Origin of the sequence: Streptomyces longisporoflavus, from assembly GCF_014649775.1 — a bacterium.
Classification (GTDB): Bacteria; Actinomycetota; Actinomycetes; order Streptomycetales; family Streptomycetaceae; genus Streptomyces; species Streptomyces longisporoflavus.
Genome location: NZ_BMTR01000003.1, coordinates 94,452 through 113,753, shown reverse-complemented (window position 1 = coordinate 113,753; position 19,302 = coordinate 94,452). Strand labels below are relative to the sequence as shown.

General features: G+C 70.2%; 16 protein-coding genes. 3 read left to right on the top strand and 13 right to left on the bottom strand.

What is annotated here, in order from left to right; all coding sequences use genetic code 11:
* Positions 1-232 precede the first annotated feature (232 nt).
* From IE226_RS07105 to IE226_RS07090, 4 genes are all read right to left on the bottom strand, one after another.
* Positions 233-2,611, bottom strand: a complete 2,379-nt coding sequence (locus IE226_RS07105) for a HelD family protein (protein WP_190080180.1) — start codon at positions 2,609-2,611, stop codon at positions 233-235.
* Positions 2,612-2,735: 124 nt separating this feature from the next.
* Positions 2,736-3,536 carry an anti-sigma factor family protein gene (locus IE226_RS07100; RefSeq protein WP_190080179.1) on the bottom strand — a complete coding sequence of 267 codons (801 nt, stop codon included), beginning with the start codon at positions 3,534-3,536 and terminating at the stop codon, positions 2,736-2,738.
* Complete coding sequence (locus tag IE226_RS07095) at positions 3,533-4,117, bottom strand: sigma-70 family RNA polymerase sigma factor (RefSeq protein WP_190080178.1); 585 nt, start codon at positions 4,115-4,117, stop codon at positions 3,533-3,535. Before IE226_RS07095 ends, IE226_RS07100 begins: the two co-directional genes overlap by 4 nt.
* Before the next feature lie 96 nt (positions 4,118-4,213).
* Positions 4,214-4,801, bottom strand: coding sequence for a CGNR zinc finger domain-containing protein (locus IE226_RS07090; protein WP_190080177.1), 588 nt, complete (start codon positions 4,799-4,801; stop codon positions 4,214-4,216).
* A 167-nt stretch (positions 4,802-4,968) separates the two neighbouring features.
* Here IE226_RS07090 and IE226_RS07085 point away from each other — a divergent pair, with 167 nt between their 5' ends.
* Entirely contained in the window at positions 4,969-5,562 is a 594-nt protein-coding gene (locus IE226_RS07085; RefSeq protein ID WP_229870595.1) for an anthrone oxygenase family protein, read from the top strand.
* Here IE226_RS07085 and IE226_RS07080 read toward each other — a convergent pair.
* The 6 genes from IE226_RS07080 to IE226_RS07055 form a co-directional block, all read right to left on the bottom strand.
* Positions 5,502-6,704: a uroporphyrinogen-III synthase gene (locus IE226_RS07080; protein ID WP_190080176.1), complete on the bottom strand. Its 1,203-nt coding sequence runs from the start codon at positions 6,702-6,704 to the stop codon at positions 5,502-5,504. The genes IE226_RS07085 and IE226_RS07080 overlap by 61 nt on opposite strands.
* Positions 6,705-6,835: 131 nt before the next feature.
* Positions 6,836-8,212 (bottom strand): nitrate/nitrite transporter, encoded by a 1,377-nt coding sequence (locus IE226_RS07075; protein ID WP_190080175.1) that lies wholly within the window; start codon positions 8,210-8,212, stop codon positions 6,836-6,838.
* 170 nt (positions 8,213-8,382) lie between these two features.
* Positions 8,383-9,882: an ATP-binding protein gene (locus IE226_RS07070; protein ID WP_229870594.1), complete on the bottom strand. Its 1,500-nt coding sequence runs from the start codon at positions 9,880-9,882 to the stop codon at positions 8,383-8,385.
* A 483-nt stretch (positions 9,883-10,365) separates the two neighbouring features.
* Complete coding sequence (locus tag IE226_RS07065) at positions 10,366-11,349, bottom strand: hypothetical protein (protein ID WP_229870593.1); 984 nt, start codon at positions 11,347-11,349, stop codon at positions 10,366-10,368.
* Between the two features lie 41 nt (positions 11,350-11,390).
* The gene (locus IE226_RS07060) at positions 11,391-12,050 is read right to left on the bottom strand and encodes a hypothetical protein (RefSeq protein ID WP_190080174.1); all 660 of its coding nucleotides are present in this window, start codon (positions 12,048-12,050) and stop codon (positions 11,391-11,393) included.
* A 234-nt stretch (positions 12,051-12,284) separates the two neighbouring features.
* On the bottom strand, positions 12,285-12,833 hold the full coding sequence (locus IE226_RS07055; RefSeq protein ID WP_190080173.1) for a MarR family winged helix-turn-helix transcriptional regulator: 549 nt from the start codon (positions 12,831-12,833) through the stop codon (positions 12,285-12,287).
* A gap of 123 nt (positions 12,834-12,956) precedes the next feature.
* Here IE226_RS07055 and IE226_RS07050 point away from each other — a divergent pair, with 123 nt between their 5' ends.
* Both IE226_RS07050 and IE226_RS07045 read left to right on the top strand, forming a co-directional pair.
* The gene (locus tag IE226_RS07050) at positions 12,957-13,934 is read left to right on the top strand and encodes an EamA family transporter (RefSeq protein ID WP_190080172.1); all 978 of its coding nucleotides are present in this window, start codon (positions 12,957-12,959) and stop codon (positions 13,932-13,934) included.
* A gap of 66 nt (positions 13,935-14,000) precedes the next feature.
* Positions 14,001-14,654, top strand: a complete 654-nt coding sequence (locus IE226_RS07045; RefSeq protein WP_190080171.1) for an NAD(P)-dependent oxidoreductase — start codon at positions 14,001-14,003, stop codon at positions 14,652-14,654.
* Between the two features lie 19 nt (positions 14,655-14,673).
* Here the strand turns inward: IE226_RS07045 and IE226_RS07040 are convergent, their stop codons facing one another.
* The 3 genes from IE226_RS07040 to IE226_RS07030 all read right to left on the bottom strand — a co-directional run bounded on the left by IE226_RS07040 (position 14,674) and on the right by IE226_RS07030 (position 19,243).
* The gene (locus IE226_RS07040) at positions 14,674-15,936 is read right to left on the bottom strand and encodes an acyltransferase family protein (RefSeq protein WP_229870662.1); all 1,263 of its coding nucleotides are present in this window, start codon (positions 15,934-15,936) and stop codon (positions 14,674-14,676) included.
* Positions 15,937-16,178: 242 nt separating this feature from the next.
* The gene (locus tag IE226_RS07035; RefSeq protein WP_190080170.1) at positions 16,179-18,461 is read right to left on the bottom strand and encodes a bifunctional polysaccharide deacetylase/glycosyltransferase family 2 protein; all 2,283 of its coding nucleotides are present in this window, start codon (positions 18,459-18,461) and stop codon (positions 16,179-16,181) included.
* On the bottom strand, positions 18,458-19,243 hold the full coding sequence (locus tag IE226_RS07030) for a hypothetical protein (RefSeq protein WP_190080169.1): 786 nt from the start codon (positions 19,241-19,243) through the stop codon (positions 18,458-18,460). The genes IE226_RS07035 and IE226_RS07030 overlap by 4 nt, the downstream gene beginning before the upstream one ends.
* Positions 19,244-19,302 lie beyond the last annotated feature (59 nt).

Below are 19,302 nucleotides of genomic sequence, written 5' to 3'. Positions count from 1 at the left end.
GAAGCCGGTAGAGGGAAACGGAAACCGGTGGTTGAAACCGAAAGAGGCCCTCGTCACGGGTGACGAGGGCCTCTTTCTGAGCTAGCGACACCGACCCGCCATGCTCGCCTCGCGGCAAGTGGTCGCTCGTAGCGACGATGGTTGGGCCCGGGGGCTTGGATCGGGCCGGTGCCACATCAACGGTAACAAACGATCCCCGTAAGGCAATTCCCGTCCCGACAAGTCTCCGAAGTCATTCGCGGAGCAGGTCCGGCACGCCTTCGCCGTCCGGCTCGTCGCGCTCGCCGGAAAGCACCGTCAGCTGCTGCGTCGCCCTGGTCAGGGCCACATACAGGACGCGCAGACCCGCCGGGGACTCATCCGCGATCTCCGCCGGAGAGACGACGACCGTCGCGTCGTACTCCAGACCCTTGGCCTCCAGGCTGCCGAGTGCCACCACACGGTCGCCGAGACCGTCGAGCCAGCGGGCCGCCTGCTCGCGACGGTTCATCGCCACGACGACGCCGACGGTGCCGTCCACCTGATCGAGCAGCCGCGCGGCCTCCTCGCGCACCGAGGCGCCGAGGCCCTTGTCCCGTACGGCGGCACTGTCTCCGTTGTTCGCCGTCGCGAAACGCGGCTTCACGCCGGTGGACCGGACGGCCGACGGCGACTCGGCGCCCGGCATCGCGAGCGCGAGCACCTTGGCGGCGAGGTCCGCGATCTCGGCGGGGTTGCGGTAGTTGACGGTGAGGGTGAAGCGGCGGCGCGGGCGGCTGCCCAGGGCCTCGTCGCGGGCGGCTGCGGCCTCGTCCGGGTCGGACCAGGAGGACTGGGCCGGGTCGCCGACGATGGTCCATGTGGCGTGCCGGCCCCTGCGGCCGACCATGCGCCACTGCATGGGCGTCAGGTCCTGCGCCTCGTCGACGATGACGTGGGCGTACTCGGTGCGCTCGGCGGCGAGCCGCTCGGCGCGCTCGCGCTGGGACTCCTCGCGCCGCGGCATCAGTTCGTCGAGCCCCGTGAGCAGGTCGAGGGGGTCGAGGTCCTTCTTCTTGCGGGGCTTGGGCGGCGTGCCGAGGATCGACCGGAGCTCGTCGAGGAGCGCCACGTCGTGCACGGAGAGGGCGTCGCGCCTGAGGGAGCGGGCGACCTTGCGCACCTCGCCCGGGTTCAGGACGCGCCGCGCCCAGCGGCCGAGCCGCTTCTCGTCGCCCATCGCGCGGAGCACGGCGCGCGGGGTGAGTTCGGGCCACCAGGCGTCGAGGAAGCGGATGAAGTCGTCCTCGGAGGTGATGTCCTCGTCGAAGGACGAGCGCAGCTCGGCGGCAAGCTCGGGGTCGCTGTGCCGGCCCGCGGCGCCGGACTGCGACCACAGGGCGTCCAGGATGAGCTTGCGGGCGCGCGGGCGCAGCAGGTTGACGGGCGCCGTGCCGCTGAGCGCGTTGCGGCGGATGCGGCCGAGGGCGTCGGCCTCCAGCTCAAGGCGGCGGCCGAAGGCGACGACGCGCAGGCGCGTGGGGGTCTCGGCAGGGGCCTTGGTGGTCTCCTCGTCGTCCTCGTCGTCCTCGCCGAAAGCGAGCTGGCCGTCCCAGGAGGCAGCCGCGGCCGTGCCCGTGCCCCCCTCCAGAGCCCCCCGCGCCGCCTTCCGCAGCACGTGCAGCATCCGCGAGGAGCCCTTGACCCGCGCCACCGCGGGCGAGTCGTAGACCGTCGCCCCCTCCCCCGCCTCGTCGGAGAGCGAGCCCACCGCGCGGATCGCGACCTGCCCCTCCTCGCCGAGGGAGGGCAGCACGCCCTCCGTGTACGCCACGAGCAGCGGAGTCGGCGAGACGATCAGGATGCCGCCCGCGTACCGGCGCCTGTCCTGGTAGAGCAGATACGCCGCGCGGTGCAGCGCCACGGCGGTCTTGCCCGTGCCGGGGCCGCCCTCCACGTACGTCACCGAGGCGGCGGGGGCGCGGATCACCATGTCCTGCTCGGCCTGGATCGAGGCAACGATGTCGCGCATCGTGTGGCTGCGGGCCTGGCCGAGCGCCGCCATCAGGGCGCCGTCGCCGACGACGGGCAGCTCGTCGCCGTTCAGGGTGGCCGTCAGCTCGGGACGCATCAGGTCGTCCTCGACGCCGAGGACCCTGCGGCCCTTGGAGCGGATGACCCGGCGTCGTACGACACGGCCCGGGTCGACCGGCGTCGAGCGGTAGAAGGGTGCCGCCGCCGGTGCGCGCCAGTCGATGACGAGCGGGGAGTAGTCCGCGTCCAGGACGCCGATGCGGCCGATGTGCAGGGTCTCGGCGATCTCGGCCGTGTTGTTCTCGCTGACGGCGTCCTCTGCGGGCTCCACCGACGTGTACGCGCCGTCCGGGCCCTTCTTGCCGTCCTTGCCGAGCAGCAGGTCGATCCGTCCGAAGAGGAAGTCCTCGAACTCGTTGTTCAGGCGGTTGAGATGCACTCCCGCGCGGAACACCTGGGCGTCCCGCTCGGCGAGCGCGCCCGGCGTGCCGACCTGCGAGCGCTTGGCCGCGTCGGTCATGAGGAACTCGGCCTCGTGGATCTTCTCCTCGAGACGCCGGTAGACCTGGTCGAGATGTTCTTGTTCGACGCTGATCTCACGGTCGCGTACGTCGGCCACCGAGGCCCCTTTCCGGACGTGCAGCTGCCCAATCGAGCAGCCGTCTACCGTACGCGAAAGGGGGCCCCGGTGTGCACTTCTCCTGCGCGCCGACCACGCGTCGGCCGTACGCCGGCATGCGCGCCTACACGTCCACCTCCACCAGGCGGTCGCCGTCGAAGGTGGTCACCTCGAAGTGGTCGATGTCGTTCCGGTCCATCGCGGCGCCCCCGTGGACGTACAGCGGACTGCGCGCCCACTTGTTCGGGCTGTCCTCGATGCCGTAACCCCACTTCGGGACCGACCAGGTGGTCACGGTCTCCTTCTCGCCGTCCTTGCCGACGGCGACCAGGGAGCACTTGAGCGGACCCTTCACGTTCTTCAGCTCCAGGACCGCGTGCGTGCCCCAGGCCTTCTTCTCCGTGCCGACCGTGGCGCTGACCTTGGTCCGCGGGTCCGTCGCCTTGATCTTGTCGTCCATGTGGTTGAAGAAGGCGTCCTCGGCGGGGCTCGTGGGGTGCGGCTCGCCCGCCACCTCACTCGTACCGCCGTCGTCGTTCACCGCGAGGACGGCGAGCGGCCCGCCGATGATCAGCGCCGCCGCCGCGGCCACCAGATACATGCCGCGCCTGCGCTTCTGCTGCCGTTTCACGGAGACCTCGTCCACCAGGCGGTCCGCGAGGTGCGGGCTCGGCCGGGCGGCGAGCTGTTCACCGATCGCCGGCAGGCCGCGGGTGCCGGGGAAGTCGGCGAGCGCGGACAGCATCGGCTCCATGCCCGAGAACTCCTCAAGCTGGTGCGCGCAGAACTCGCAGCCCGCCAGATGTGCCTCGAAGGCCGTCGCCTCCGCGTCGTCCAGGATCCCGAGGGCGTAGGCGCCGACGGTCTCGTGCACGTCGCCCGCTTCCGCATGGCCCCGCGCGTCATGTCCGTAGGACTCGTTCATGCCGTCACCCCCCGCTCCTCGAGCGCCAGCTTCATCGAGCGAAGCGCGTAGAAGACCCGCGAACGCACTGTCCCGCTGGGTATACCCAGCGTCTCGGCCGCCTCATTGACCGTACGCCCTTTGAAGTAGGTCTCGACAAGTACCTCCCGGTGTGCGGGAGTCAGGTCCTCGAGCGCGTCCGAGAGTGTCATCAGCCACAGCGCCTTATCGATCTCGTCCTCCGCGGGGATGACCTCCAGCGGCGACGGGTCGACCTCCTGCGGCCGGGCCTGCCGGCTGCGGTGTCCGTCGATGACGATGCGCCGGGCGACCGTCACCAGCCAGGGGCGTACCGAACCGGTCGCACGATTGAGCTGACCGGCGTTCTTCCAGGCACGGATGAGCGTTTCCTGTACGACATCTTCGGCGCGCTGCCGGTCTCCCGCCACAAGTCGGAGCACATAGGCCAGAAGCGGACCCGCGTGCTCGCGGTAGAGGGCGCGCATCAACTCCTCGTCGGGCCCGTTGCGGCGGGGGACAAGACGATGTCGGTGCGGGCGTTCCTGCGGGCGCTCATCGGCCACGGCGGAATCCTTGCGCACGCTTGCCTCCGGTGTCCGCTCTTCGTCTTGGCTGGCTCACCGGAGATGTACGTACACCGGAACGGGTGTGTTCAGCCGCGCCCGGAAGAATTTCGATCAGGCCCTCGCGAGCGCCGCCCGCCGCCGGTGTCTGGCCACGCGCTCACGGTTGCCGCACACCTCGCTGGAGCACCAGCGGCGGCGGCGCCCGCGTGACGTGTCCAGGTACACGATGGGGCAGGTGTCGCCCTCGCACTGGCGCAGCAGGGCGCGTGCGGCGGGGTCGGTGAGCAGGTCGACGGCATCGCGGGCGACGGCGGCGAGCAGGGCCGCGCAGCCGGGTTCGCCGTCCAGGACGCGGACCAGGCTGCCGCCGGGGTGCCGGACGGCGCGCGGGGCGGGCGGCGCGGTGGCGGCGAGGGCGTTGATTCTGGCCAAGGCGGTGTCCGCGTAACGACCTTCGAGTTCCGCGAGCACCAACTGGCCCACATTCGCCCGCAGTTCGCAGAAGGCGGCGAGCCAGACCGGGCCCGCCTCCGGCAGGGCCGTGCGATCGGGGATAAGCCCGGCGCCCGCGAGCCAGGCACGCAGCCGGTCCACGGAGTCGAGCCGTTCCACGGGATGGTTCGTCGCCACGAGGTCCAGACAGCTCCGCCCGGAGTCGAATCGCAGCTCGTACGTGGCCGGGTCCATGCCCAGTGCCATGCGCGTGTCACCGCCTTGTGGGGTTACCGGTGAGTGCTCCCCCTTACAGTGCCTCGCCTTGGGCGGGCGCGGAACCCCTGCCACCGCGAACGGGGCGAGACGCCCGCTTATGGACGTGCGCTTCGGAACCATGGGCGGGCGCCCGGCGGCCCGGTTGACTCGGTCACATGAGAGACAACCGAGTGACGAACCGGCGGAGGCGTGGCGGCGCGGGGGCCGTTCTGGGAGCGGCCGTGGTGGCCATGGGCCTGATCGCCGGCACCTTCTACATCTTCTCCTGCGGTGTCATGCCCGGCCTCGGACGCAGCGACGACCGCGTCTTCATCGAGGTCATGCAGAACATGAACGACGCCTTCAACAACCCGGTCTTCTTCGCGAGCTTCATCGGGGCGCTGCTCTTCACGGCGGTGTCCGCGTGGCAGCTGCGCGGCACGACCTCGTTCCGCTGGGTCCTTGCCGCGCTCATCGCCTATCTCCTGGCCTTCGCCATCACGTCGGGCGTGAACGTGCCGCTGAACGACGAGCTCGCGGACGCGGGCGACCCCGCGAAGATCTCCGATCCGGCCGCGGTGCGCGAGAGGTTCGAGGACGTGTGGCTGGCCTGGAACGCCGTACGGACCGTCCTGTCCACCGTGGCGGTCGGACTCCTCGCGCGGGCCCTGGTGCTGTGGGGACGGGCGGGGCGGGACGACCAGACCCGTCAGTCCGCGTACTTGGACCCGGCGGCGGACCCGGCGGCCGGGTCGAGCGCGAGCCGGTAGCCCCGCTTGACCACCGTCTGGACGAGCTTCGGGGCGCCGAGCGCCGTACGCAGCCGGGCCATCGCGGTCTCCACCGCGTGCTCGTCGCGGCCCGTGCCGGGCAGCGCGCGCAGGAGTTCGGCGCGGGAGACCACCCATCCGGGCCGCCGCGCGAGGGCCCGGAGCAGCGACATCCCGGCGGGCGGTACGGGCCGCAGCTCGTCGTCGACCAGGACCGCGTGGCCCCGGATCTCGACGCGGTGCCCCGCGACGGGCAACGTACGGGCGCGGGCGGGGAGTTCATGGCACAGGACCTGTACGAGAGGGCCGAGCCGGAAGCGTTCGGGCTGGACCGTCTCGACGCCGCGGTCCTGGAGCGGCAGCGCGGTGACCGGGCCCACGCAGGCCGAGAGCACGTCGTGCCGGAGCGCTTCGAAGAGCTCGGCGGACATGCCGCGGTCCTCGGCGCGGGCCAGGAAGGACGCGGCGGCGGGCGCGCTGGTGAAGGTCAGGGCGTCGACGGCGCGCGCGACGGTGGCGTCGAGGAGCCGGTCGACGGGCGCGAGGTCCTCGGGCGGCATCCACCGGTAGACGGGCACGCCGACCACCTGCGCTCCCCCGGCGCGCAGCGACTCGACGAAGCCGGGCAGCGGTTCGCCGTGCAGCTGGAGCGCGATGCGCCGCCCCTCGACGCCTTCCGCCAGGAGCCGGTCGAGCACCTCCGCCATGGACTCCGAGGAGGGCGACCATTCCTCGGTGAGCCCGGCGGCGCGGATGGCGCCCTTGACCTTGGGCCCGCGGGCGAGCAGCTCGACACCCCTCAGACACTCCAGAAGCGCCTCGCCGAAACCCCACCCGTCGGCGGCCTCGACCCAGCCGCGGAACCCGATCGCGGTGGTGGCGACCACCACGTCGGGCGCGTGGTCGATCAACTCCTTGGTCGCGGAGAGCAGTTCGCTGTCGTCGGCGAGCGGGACGATACGGAGGGCGGGCGCGTGCAGGACGGTGGCGCCGCGCCGCTGGAGCAGCGCGCCGAGCTCGTCGGCGCGCCGGGCGGCGGTGACGCCGACGGTGAATCCGGCGAGCGGCGCGCTGTGCCGGCCGGTTTGCGCTTTGTCGCCGGGTTGACCGTTGTGATGACCGTTCTGAGGGGTCCCGTGCATGGCAGCTGCTCTCGTCCCGCTAGTACTGCGTAATGGGTGGTCCGGGGTCTCACGAGCCTGCCAACGGCCCGTGACAACCCCGGATCATCACGATGTCGTACGTGTTACACCAGGCTACGACCACCCATCCCTCAGACCTGCGCGTACGTGAACCGGGGCTCCGTCTCCGCGTCCGGGGTCCGCCCGGAGTCCGGCGTCCGCGCCGGCGTCGTACGGCGGAGGTATACGGCCCACGTGACGCAGAAGCACACCGCGTAGAAGGCGAGGAAGGCGACGAACGCGCCGGTGCCCGACCCCACGGTCTGGAAGGACTGCCGGAAGGCGAGGTTGATCCCGAGCCCGCCCAGCGCGCCGACGGCGCCGATGAGCCCCATGGACGCTCCGGAGAGCCGCCGCCCGTAAGCCGCCGCGTCCTCCCCGTGGAGCCCCTTCTGCAGGGCCTTGGCCTGGAAGATGCCGGGGATCATCTTGTACGTCGACCCGTTCCCGAGCCCCGTGAGCACGAAGAGCACGACGAACGCGGCGACGAAGAGCGCGAGCGACTCGCGCATGGAGGCGATGACGACGACGCCGGTGGCCGCGCCCATGCCGACGAAGTTCCACAGGGTGATGCGGGCACCGCCGAACCGGTCGGCGAGCCGCCCGCCCACGGGCCGGATCAGCGAGCCGAGCAGCGGCCCGATGAAGGTGACGGCGGCGGCCTGCAACGGCGTCCGCCCGAACTGGGTCTGGAGAACAAGCCCGAAAGCGAAGCTGTACCCGATGAAGGAGCCGAAGGTCCCCACGTACAGCAGAGCCATGATCCAGGTGTGCGCGTCCCGCACGGCCTCCTTCGCGGCGCCGGTGTCGTTCTTCACGGTGGCGAGGTTGTCCATGAAGAGTGCGGCGCAGAGGGCGGAGACGAAGATGAGCGGGATGTAGATCCCGAGCAGCACCCGCGGCCCTCCTCCGGCCCCGATGACCCCGAGCCCGGCGAGCTGCACGACGGGCACGCCGATGTTGCCGCCACCGGCGTTGAGCCCGAGCGCCCACCCCTTCTTCCGCAGCGGGAAGAAGGAGTTGATGTTGGTCATGCTGGAGGCGAAGTTACCGCCGCCGACGCCGGTGAGCAGGGCACACAGCATGAACGTGGTGTACGAGGTGCCGGGCTCCATGACGACGAAGGCCGCGACGGTCGGCACGAGGAGCGCGCCGGCCGCCATGATCGTCCAGTTCCGCCCGCCGAAGCGGGCGACGGCGAAGGTGTAGGGGACGCGGGCGACGGCCCCGACGAGCGTCGCCATCGACACGAGGAAGAACTTGCCGGCGGGGTCGATCCCGTACTCGGGCCCCATGAACAGGACCATCACGGACCACAGGGTCCAGATCGAGAACCCGATGTGCTCCGAGAGGATCGAGAAGATCAGATTCCGCCGGGCGACGCGCTCGCCCCCCTCCTCCTTCCAGAACCTCTCGTCCTCCGGGTCCCACCGCTGGATCCACATGCCAGACCTCCGCGTCCTCCGCATCGCCACAGCCGACGGCTGATGCACCGAAGGTAGGGAGGCCGCATTTCAGCCCTGTGGCACGCGGTGACCGCCGGGGAACGTTGCTCTCACGCGGGGGCGGGGCGGGCGGTGAGGGGCCCTTCGCGGGGGCGTGAGCGGGGGGCCTTTCGCAGGTGGGCGTGAGCGGGGGCCTAGCCCCCGTACAGCTCCTCGAGGCCGACCAGCAACGCCCCCTCCGCCTCTGCGGCTTCGGTCAGGTCCTCGGCGAATCCGGACCGGGAGTAGACGGCGAGAGTGCAGCCATCGGCATTCCACCCCTGCGCGCAGAGCAGCTCACGGATATGCACAAGTCGGCGCAGATCAGCCGAAGTCCGCAACTTGTTGGTGGCCTTGGCCTCACCGAGCAAGGTGATACGAGCACTCTTGTCCCGCGGACGCGAGGCACGGCTGAGCGCGACGACATCGACCTCGTGTCCACGGTGTTCCCGGCAAGCCACGACGGTCGTACCGACCTGCCCGACGTCATCGAGCCCCTGCTCACGCCCGTACCGCAACGTCCACTGCCGGGCCAAGTCCTCGAAGTGCGGCCCGAGCACCTTGGAGGCGAAGGTGTCCCGCGACCGCTCCCAGGCCGCTCTCCCCTCGCGCATCTCGAAGTCGACGAGGTTCGGGCGGACGATCAGGTCGTGGAAGCGCACGATGGGATCGGCGACGGTGATCACCGGCTTGCGCTGGAGCAGCAGGTCCTGTTCGTACCGGATGAAGGCCGCCGCCTTCATGATGTTGAGGTGGTACGTCAACGACTTGGCGTCCATCCCGACCAGACCGCCGATCTGGGTAGGCGTGGCCGCGCCCGAGGACACCGCCTCCCAGATGGCGTGGTACGTGGCGCGATCGCTTATGCGCGGGTCCTCGGCCAGCAGATATTCGGGCTCGGTGAAGAGGATGTGCGAGGGGTTGAAGACGCTGCGCGCCAGCCAGTCGTAGAAGCCCTCGGGGCCCGGCGCCGGAGCGTCCCCGACGACATCCCGGTATCCGGGCGCTCCTCCGAGAACCGCGTCCACGAGAAAGGCGGTATCCGGGTCGTCGCCCACACGCCAGTAGTCCGCCGCATCCCGGAAGCCGAAGGGCCCGACGCGCATGTCGATCACGGCCCGCCCGCGGAGCGCCTGATCCCCGGCGAGCAGGGTGGACATGGTCGAGATCGCGGATCCGCAGAGGATGATCCGCAGCGGCGGCTTCCCGGACGAGGGCCCGCGCTGGTCGTACAGGGCCTGGAGGACCGACGGCAGTTCCGGCGAGTGCGTGACGAGGTACGGGAACTCGTCGAGGACGAGGAGCGGCGGCACCGACTCGGCCCCGCCCTGCCGGCTGCCGAGTACGTCGGCGGCGGTGTCCAGGGCTTCAACCCACGAGTTGAAGCGGCCGACACGGTAGCCGAGCCCCTGGGCAAGGCTGTCGGAGAACCGGTCCAGGGCCATGGCACGGCTCTGCTGCAGAGCGAGGGTGTAGACACCGCCGACGGCACGGCACAGATGCTCGAGCAGAAACGACTTCCCGTGCCGCCGCCGCCCTCGCACCACCCCGATACGCAGACCGGACGCCGGATCCGTACTGAACCGCGCAAGATCGGCCCACTCATGGGTCCGATCGAAGAGGACGGCCGGCCGAGGCAGGGACGGACTGGACATGGCGGGAGCCTCCACTCGCCGGATTCCAGTTAGCCTAACTGAATTAAGGCTAGCCGAGTTCTTGCGACCAGGCACACACGTAGCGTGACACCCGATAGGCGGGTAGACAGGCGGGCATCCAACACGCCAGGGCCTGACGTCGGCGCACTCAGCACGGTGGCCCAGCATCACGGCCGCGAGTTCCCGGACGCAGAGGCACAGTTGGCTAAGTACCGCCAACTACTGGATCGCATGGAGATGGGCGCACTGGCCCCATCTCCGTCTCGCGACCTGATCCACCACCTGCCCCAGGAACTCCGAGGACCGCCAACCATGCAGACGTACGACTGGCAGAAGTCATCCCGCAGCCAGGAGGCCTCCTCCTGCGTCTGCCCGCCGGGGGCTGCGTTGGTTGCAGAAAAGTCCCGTGCCGGACGCCATTTAGTGGCGTGGTACCAGGACTTTTCTGCGACTGGTCAGTGTGGGGTGGCTTTGAGGGTGCGCTCAGCGGTTGAGTGACTGGATCTCCTCCACCGCGACTTGCCGGGCCCCGCCGAACTCGCCGTCAGGGAGGTCGCCGCCCTCACCGGTGGTGCTGGACCAGGTGATCCGCCAGGTGAGGGTCGACCGGAGGTTGTACGAGCCGTCGCCCGAGGACCGCAGGTACTGCACGCCACACGGCGGGAGTGTGTCGACGGGGGTGCCCTTCGCGCGGGGGCTGCCGATCTTGCCGTTCTCGATGGGGCACTGCCCGGAGGCGGGGTAGGTCTCCGCGTCCTGCGTGCCCGGGTCGATCGAGAGGGACACGGGCTCAGCGGTCGCCGTCGCGGAAAGCCCCGAGCCCGGGATGCTCGCGGTGACGGAGACCTTCTTGAATTTCGCCTTGTCCAGCCAGATCCAGGTCGGGAGATTGACCTTCGTCGTTCCCTCGGGTGCCGTCGTGATCTCGGTGCTGGGTACGGGCAGTTCGTCGTACGCGTACTCGGCGAGGATCTTGGGTGTGACCGCCAGCGGTTCCTTGGGAGTGTCGCCGGTGGGCACCCAGAAGGGCAGCTTGTCGCAGGCTGTTGCCTCGGGATCGTCCTTGCGCTTTTCGTTGACGGTCGCCGCCCAGAACTGTCCCTCACCCTGCTTGTCGAGGTTGTAGTTCTTGTAGGGGCGGCCTTCCTTGAAGTACATGTCGAGCAGCCCGCCCAAGGCCGCACCGATCCCGAGTACCTTCACCCTCCGGATCGCTTTCACCGCGGCCTGGATCTGCTTCGGGGAGTAGGCGGGCTCGTACCAGCAGGCCGGCGGGACCCAGTTGCTGTTGGCAGGTGTGAGCGTGCCCGTCTTGACGCTCTTCTGAGCTCCGTTGACGGTTGTCTGAATCTTCGTCTCGACGGTGAGCTTCTGGTCCTGGCGTCCGGCTTTGGCCTGCGGAGCAACTACCTGTGCCTCCTTACCGCCAGAGGCATGAGCGTTGCTTGGCAGCACGGCGACGGTCAACGCGAGAAGGGGAACGAACCGGCGAATCAGCCTGCGCCGGTTCACGGCATGCACCGCTTAGCCGCCGTTGTGGTCAACACGTTCGTCGTCTGCCAGACGCCGTTCTCGTTCTTATCCAGTCGGGTGTTGTAGAAGGCGTAGTCCTGCTCGGACTCGGGGATCGACCTGTCCACCTTGCCGGTCCTGCGATCCTTGGGGTACGTCTTGCTGGTGTCCTCGCAATACGTCACCGCGGCGGCACCACCCTTGAGGAACCTGACCTCGCGGTCGTAATAGCGGGTGGTCCCTACGAAGGTCTTGTCCTTCTTGTAGAAACCCTGCACGTGGTTCGCCGCCGACAGCAACGCATCGCCCGACGAGTAGAACGCCAGCGCCGGATGCTTCTCGGCATCGACCGTGATCGCCTCGTCAATGGAGGTGATCCGCCGTTCGTTGTCGGCGAGGATCGCATCCTTCTTCGCATCGCCCGTCTCACCGCCCTCGAAGACGTTCCGCACGTCCTTCGGCAGCTTGATCTCCGGGCGCTCGATCCCGTCGTCGGACGCTGTCGGCGTCGGTGACTGTCTCTTGTCGCCGGTCCCCGCACCCGCGATCTTGTCGTTCTCCTTGGCGACGTCGCCGCCGCCTCCGCAAGCAGAGAGCGAAAGGACTGCGGCAGCTGTGAGGGCCGTCGCCGCGAGCAGGGTGGGTCGGCGATTCAAGGTCAGCTCCTGGTGAGACGAGAGTCACGTAGAGCGAACCTAGCCATCGGCGAGGGGCGGTGCCCCCGGCGGTGACCCCACGTCCACACCCCATCGCCCATGGGAGGCGAGACTTCTTCGGCGGCAGGACACCAGCACCGTCAAGGCGGCGCACCACATGAGGCCCCCGGCGAAAAGCCCACTCATTGACGCGGCGCCACCCTCTGCACGGAGGCCCACTACCTCGTAGCGGGCTCACCCCAGATGCGTGTCCCCCAGCGACACCAGCAGCCTCCGCAGCGCCCCGTCCAACGCCCCCCGCTCCTCCGCCGACAGCGCCCCCAGCATCCGCTCCTCGTTCGCCACGTGGTCCACCACCGCTCGGTCGACCAGTTCGCGGCCCGCCTCTGTCAGGCGGACTCGGATCGCTCGGCGGTCGGACGGGTCCGGGCGGCGTTCGATCAGGCCCTTGCGTTCCAGCTTGTCGAGGCGGTTGGTGATGGCGCCCGACGTCACCATGGCCGACTTCAGGAGGCCGCCCGCCGTCAGTTCGTGCGGGGCGCCCACCCGGCGCAGGGTCGCCAGGACGTCGAACTCCGGGAACTCCAGGCCGTGTTCCGCGAAGATCGGCTTCATCCCCTTGCTCAGCAGATGGTCCGCCCGTTTGATGCGGCCCACCAGAGCCATCGCGTCCAGACTCGCCGCGTCCATGTCCGGGCGCTCCCTGTGCCACTGCGCACGCAGTTCGTCGATCGCGTCGGCATCCGTGGACGCCGTCGACGCCAGCCCCTTGGGGTCCACCATGACTCTCCCCTCACCCAATCTCTCAATGTTGAGATACTTGACGTTCGCAGACCCACGGGGCCATATTTATCTCAACGTTGAGAATAACAGCGTTGAGCAGAGTTGAGCCGAGGGGGAGCCACCATGTCCGTCCGCAGCCAGCAACAACAGCAACAGCAACAGCAACAAGCAGACCTCGCACGCGCCGTACGTCACCCCGCCCGTCAGGGCCACCCCGCTTCAGCGCCGCGGGCCCACGCTCTCGCCGCCGCAGGCCTCGCCGCCATCGGCCCCGCCACCTGGGGCACCACCTACGTCACCACCACCGAACTCCTGCCGCCGGACCGCCCCCTGCTCGCCGCGGCCCTGCGCGCGCTGCCCGCCGGGCTCATCCTGCTCGCCCTCACCCGGCGGCTCCCCACCGGTGACTGGTGGTGGAAGGCGGGCGTGCTCGGGCTGCTCAACTTCGGCGCCTTCTTTCCGCTGCTGTTCTTCGGCGCCTATCACCTTCCCGGCGGCGTCGCATCGACCATCAGCGCCGTCATGCCGCTGCTCGTCGCCGGCTTCGGGGTGAGTTTGCTCAAGGTGCGGCCCACCCGGCGTACGTTGACCGCCGGGCTCGTCGGTGTCGTCGGCGTCGCGCTGCTCGTCCTGCGCGGCAGCGCCTCCTTCGACCTCGCGGGGATCGCGGCCATGCTGGTCGCCACGACTCTGATGGCCCTCGCCGTCGTACTCAGCAAGCGCTGGGGACGGCCCGAAGGTGTGTCGCTGCTCGCCCTCACCGGGTGGCAACTCACCGCGGGCGGGCTGGTACTCGCCCCCGTCGCCCTCGGCTTCGAAGGTGTCCCGGACCACTTCACCGGGGCCAACCTCGCCGGGTACGCCTACCTCGGCATCATCGGCACCGCCGTCGCGTACGCCCTCTGGTTCCGCGGCATCGAGCGGCTTCCCGCCTCCTCCGTGGCGTTCCTCGGGCTGACCAATCCCGTCGTCGCCACCCTCGCCGGGCTGCTCCTGCTGGGCCAGACCCTCACCCTCTGGCAGGTGGGCGGACTCGTGCTCGTCGTCGCCAGTGTGCTGGTCGGGCAGGGGCGCCGGGCGCCGGCCCCGCGGCGCCCGTAACCCCAACCGGCCCACCGCGCCCCCGGCCCACCCCGCCCCCGTACCGGCAACCCAAGGAGCAGACCCATGCGCATCACCGTCTTCGGAGCCGCCGGCAACGTCGGCAGCCGTGTCGTCGCCGAAGCCCTCACCCGCGGCCACGACGTCACCGCGGTCGTCCGCGACCCCGCCCGCTTCGGCGAGCTGCATCCCGACGCCACGCACCGCGTCGGTGACGCCGGGGTCCCGGAGCAGGTGGCCGAGTTGAGCGCCGGGCAGGATCTCGTCGTGAACGCCACCAGACCCGCCCCCGGCCGCGAGGCCGAGTCGTCGTCACACGCCGCCATCAGCCGGGCGCTGCTCGCCGGGCTGCACGAGACCGGCGTACGGCTGCTGATCGTCGGCGGAGCCGGGAGTCTGACCGTGCCCGGCAGCGGCGGCGTGCTCGCCGTCGATGATCCCGCCTTCGTGCCCGCCGCCTGGCGGCACATCGCGCTGGCCTCCAACGCCCAGTTCGACGCCGTCCGCACCACCGGCACCGACGTCGACTGGGCGTACCTGAGCCCGTCCGCCCTGCTCGAACCGGGCGTCCGCACCGGCGGCTACCGGCTCGGCGCCGACGAGCTGATCGTCGACGCCGACGGCAACTCCGCCATCTCCATGGAGGACCTCGCGGTGGCGCTCCTGGACGAGGCCGAACGCCCCAAGCACCACCGCACCCGCTTCACCGCCGGGTACTGAGCGGCAATCGAGCAACGGGTCAGCCCCGGTGCGAGCCGCCCCCGCCGCCCCTCGGAGCAGCCCGCCTGGCCTTGGGGGCGGCCTTACCCGCAGAATCGCGCGGCTTGGACGGCTTCGAACCGTCCGGCCACAGCCTCGGACTCCGCTTCGCCGCGATGTCCTCGATCCAGCCCACCGCCATCACCATCAGGCCGATCAGCGGCCAGACCAGGACCGTCATCCACAGCATGTACGTGGTGTCCAGGGCCGAGCTCCACTGCTCGTCCTCCATGAACGGCAGGTCGTACGCCAGGTCGATGAGCGGCACCGTGGCCATGATCAGCAGGTTGTGCCAGAGGTAGATCGTCACCGCTCGGTTGTTGGAGAGGGTGATCAGCTTGTCCCAGCGCTTCAGGCGGCCCGGCAGCTCCTGCCAGGACGGGGAGTACTGGAAGAGGATGACCACGAAACCGAAGGACCAGGCCGCCTGGGCCAGCGGGATGTCGTTCAGGTCCCAGCCGTCCGGGCCCAGATGGCCCGAGGCCCACCACAGGCCGAAGGCCATGATCAGCGCCGAGACCGACACCGCCACATAGCGCGGGACGCGGGCGAGTACACCCTCCTGGTGGGCCATGCCGAGCACCCAGCAGCTGCCGTACACCGCGAAGTCCGAGACCGCGTTGCCCGTCTCGCCGGGGATCTTGACGATCTCCGTGGCGAGCACCGCCGTCAGCGCGAGCGGCGCGAACAGGGTCGCCCACGGCACCCGGCGGAACGCCCACAGCAGGAGGGGCGAGGCGATGACGAACCAGAGGTACGCGCGGAGGTACCAGAGGGGGCCCGCCGCCTGGGCCGGCCAGGTGTCCTCCAGGAGGCCCGCCTTGTCGCCGATGTGCCAGGGGAAGGGCGGGGCACCGATCGGGAAGACGTAGTTGACCATGCTGACCAGGCCCCACGTGCCCCCGTGGTCCGGGTCCTTGCTCACGTTCCAGCCGCCGTAGAAGAGGAGGAACAGCGCTACCGCGCTGAACGCCCACATCGGCGGGAGCAGTCGGCGTATTCGGCCCCTGATCACGCCCCACGCGGGGCGCTTCAGCGAGCGGGCCATCAGCGCGCCCGCGAGCGCGAACATCACGCCCATGGACGGGAAGAGGATGGTCAGCCAGGCCCAGCCGAACAGGTGGTAGATGACGACGCGCACCAGGGCGAGCGAGCGCAGTACGTCGAAGTAGCGGTCCCGGCCCGGCTTCTTGGGAGCCGCCGGGGCTTCCGGGGTCGCCGGGCCCACCGGCGTCACCCCCATACCGGGAGCCGCCGTGCCGGGAGCCCCCACGCCCGGAGCCCTCATGCCGGGACCCGCCGGACCATGCTGCGCCGGCGCGTGATTCCTCAGGCCCGGAGGCGGCGGCACCTGCGGCAGCTGCTGCGTGGGCTGCATCGGCTGCGCGGGCTGCATGGGTTGTGTGTGATATCCGGGCTCCACGGGATGCCCCGGCTGCTCGGGATACCCGGGCTTCGTCGGGCGCGTGGGCTGCTGGGGATAGGTCATGCGACGGGCCTCCGATCAGGGCTGCCCGTCCGCTGCTGCGGAATAGAGGGCTGGTTTCCCAGGACTCCCGTGCGCCGGAGCTTCTGCCAGCGCAGACGGCCTCCGGTCAGGGCGGTGATCCAGGACTGCAGCAGCACGACGTACATCAGCTGCCGGTAGAGGATCTGCTGGAGGGGCAGCGAGATCAGATGGGTCATGCGTTCGCGGTCGAGCCGGAAGGCGTACGCCGCGCACACCGCCTGGACGGCGAGCACGCCGAGCCACGCGACGATCGTCTTCTGGGTGGGGCCGAAGACCAGTCCGTACAGCAAGAACACGTCGATCAACGGCGCGAGCAGAGGCGCCAGGACCATGAAGAGGGAGACCAGCGGCATGCCCACGCGGCCGAAGCGGCCCGAGGGGCCGGACTCGATCACCGAGCGGCGGTGCTTCCATATCGCCTGCATCGTGCCGTACGACCAGCGGTAACGCTGCGACCACAGCTGCTGCACCGTCTCCGGCGCCTCGGTCCACGCGCGCGCCTTCTCCGCGTACACGACGCGCCAGCCGTCCCGGTGCATCGCCATCGTGATGTCGGTGTCCTCGGCGAGCGTGTCGTCGCTCATGCCGCCGACCCGTTCGAGCGCCGAGCGCCGGAAGGCTCCCACGGCGCCGGGGATGGTCGGCATGCAGCCGAGCATGTCGTACATCCGGCGGTCGAGGTTGAAGCCCATCACGTACTCGATGTGCTGCCAGGCGCCGATCAGCGAGTCCCTGTTGCCGACCTTCGCGTTGCCCGCGACGGCGCCGACGCGCGGGTCGCCGAACGGCTGCACGAGCTCGCGCACGGTCGACTGCTCGAAGACCGTGTCACCGTCCATCATCACGATGAGGTCGTACCGGGCGTTGGCTATACCCCTGTTGAGGGCGGCCGGCTTGCCCGCGTTCTGCTGGCGCACGACGCGTACGTTCGGCAGGCGCAGGCCCTCGACGATCAGCGCGGTGCCGTCCGACGAACCGTCGTCGATGACGATGATCTCGATGGGATGGTCGCTCGTCATGAGGGAGCGGACCGTCGCCTCGATGCACTTCGCCTCGTTGTACGCGGGCACCAGGACCGACACCGGTTCGGTGACGTCGGGACCCCAGCGGAAGCCCTTCTTGCGCACCTTGCGCGCGTGCACCGCGGAGAGCAGCAGCATCAGGCCGAAGCGGAGCATGACCAGGGAGCCGATGACGGCGAGGGCGACGACCAGTACGCCGGTGATGTTCTCCGACGCGCCGACCAGGAAGACCCAGGCCTTGCCCTTCCAGAGCTCGATGCCGCTGACCGGGGCGTGCGCGCTGGGGGCGCCGAGGGCCTCGGTGAGGTTCGTGAACTTGTAGCCCTTGTCCTGCAGACCGGGCAGGAAGGTGTCCAGCGCGGCGACCGTCTGCGAGCGGTCGCCTCCGGAGTCGTGCATCAGGACGATCGCGCCGTTGCCGTTCTTCGGCGTGGCGCGGCGGATGATCTCGGCGACGCCGGGGCGCTTCCAGTCCTCGCTGTCGGTGTTGTTGACGACGGTGAGGTAGCCGCGGCTGCCTATGTACTTCGTCACCGGCCAGGACTTGTTGTCCATGGCGTCGGAGAACGAGGAGTACGGCGGGCGGAAGAGCGAGGTGCGCACGCCAGCGGCGCCCGCGAGGGCGAGCTGGTTCTGCGAGAGCTCCCAGTCGATACGGCTCTTGGACTGGTACGACAGGTCGGGGTGGTTGAACGTGTGCAGGCCGACTTCGTGGCCCTCGTCCACCATGCGCTCGACGAGGTCGGGGTAGCGCGAGGCCATCGTGCCCGTGACGAAGAAGACGCCGTGCGCGCCGTGCTTCTTCAGTACGTCGAGGACCTTGGGGGTCCACTCCGGGTCCGGGCCGTCGTCGAAGGTCAGCACGAGCCGGTGGTCGGGGACGCTCAGCGTGCCCTCGTGGCCGCCGCGCGTGTCGATGACCGGGCCGCCGTCCTCCAGGATCTTCTTCGGGACCTGGTCGGTGGCGGCGGGCGGGCGCACGCGGTGGTCGGCGAGGATCTCGCTGTGCGTGTAGCCGCGCAGCATCAGCATCGCCATCAGGGCGACCAGGAGGAGCAGCGGCAGGAGATAACGCAGCGGGACCCTGCGCCGCTTGGCGCCGCGGGCCGGCTGCGCGCGGCGCCGGCCGCCGCCTCCGCCTCCGCGCGGCTGGGCATGGCCGCTGCCGCCGCCCCGGGGCTGGGCGTGACTGTGACGGGAGCCGGCGGACCGGCCCCTCTTCGAGCGGGTGTTCATCGCTGTGCGCCCTCCGAGGGCTGCTGGCCTGCGCTCTGGGGGGACTGATAGACGGCCGCCTGTGCGCGCAGCGGGGACTGTTGATCGGCGGCGGACTGCGCCACGGGGACCTCGCCACCGGCTCCGGCGGTGCCGCCGGGGGCCGAGGTGGTGGGGTCGGGGTCAGGCGTGGAGGGGTCGTCGGACGGCTCCGGATCGGGGTCCGGCTTCGGGGGGTCGTCGGTCGGGTCGGGGTTCCCGCCGCCGCCGCTGTTGCCGCCCGTCGGGTCGGGGTCGGGCTTGTCGTCACCCGTGGGGTCGGGGTCCGGCTTGTCGCCGGGCTCGGTCCTGCCGTCGTCCGGGGCGTCCGGGTCGGCGGAGTCCTTGCCGCCGGTGGCGGGAGCGGTGGTGCCGCTCTCCGACGCGCCGGGGGACGGTGTGGTGCCGGGCGAGGCCGAGGGGTCGAGCGGGTCATCGGGGCGGTTCGGGGTGTCCACCCTGCCGGCCGGCTTGTCGTCCTTGGCGTCGAGCGGCAGCCAGGGTGCGCTGGAGTTGCCCGAGAGCAGGGTGCCGACGATGATCATCGCGTACACGGCGCAGGCTATGCCGACGAGCACGCCTATCCGGCGGTATCTCCGGCTGCGGCGACCCGACTCGTCGACGAAAACCGGCCCGTCCGGCGCGTCCTGGCCGTTCTCGGCGGCCAGCTCCGCCAGCTGCCGGCCCACCCCGTCGATCTGAACGGTGACTTCGTTCGGATCATGGGTGTGTTCCGGTAGGGCACCTTCTCGCCAATTCTCCATGCGTACGCACAACCCCCCACATAACCTGACTCGGGCGCGCACGACTCCGGGCAACTTGC